Origin of the sequence: Ramlibacter aquaticus (assembly GCF_015159745.1) — a bacterium.
Lineage (GTDB): Bacteria > Pseudomonadota > Gammaproteobacteria > Burkholderiales > Burkholderiaceae_C > Ramlibacter > Ramlibacter aquaticus.
Genome location: NZ_JADDOJ010000205.1, coordinates 1 through 411, shown reverse-complemented (window position 1 = coordinate 411; position 411 = coordinate 1). Strand labels below are relative to the sequence as shown.

The 411-nt window shown below is 72.3% G+C and carries 1 protein-coding gene; it reads right to left on the bottom strand.

The genetic code is table 11. From position 1 onward, the window contains the following. Window positions 1–360, bottom strand: a 360-nt coding sequence (locus IM725_RS20130) for a winged helix-turn-helix domain-containing protein (RefSeq protein WP_321576226.1), incomplete at its 3' end; no start/stop codon positions are given. Between the last annotated feature and the right edge of the window lie 51 nt (window positions 361–411).

The window sequence follows — 411 nt, the reverse complement described above, 5'->3', positions numbered from 1 at the left end:
GGCGGAGTCTCCCTCCGGACCCGTGGACTGCAGCAGGTGGTCCCACGAACCCGGCGACGGCGGCCCCTCCCACCGCGGCGACGGCGTGGGCGCGCCCACCTCAAGAGCCCGCGGCGAGACGTAGAAACCGGAGCCGCGCCGTGCTTCCAGGTAGCCCGCTGCCGCCAGTTTGTCGTAGGCCCGCAGCCCGGTCTCGTTGCTGATGGACATGCTGGCGGCCATCGCACGCACCGAAGGCAGCCGTTCGCCGACGGCCAACGCCCGGCTCTCGATCCGGCCCCGGTACTCGTTGAAGATGCGGTGGATGAGCGCTCCGCTGGCGCGGGCGTTCTGCGGCGCCGCCTGTTTCTTCGGTGTCACGGGGCCTGGCTTCGGCGTGGGGGTGGGTGCCATGGGGATGCGGCGTCGCAG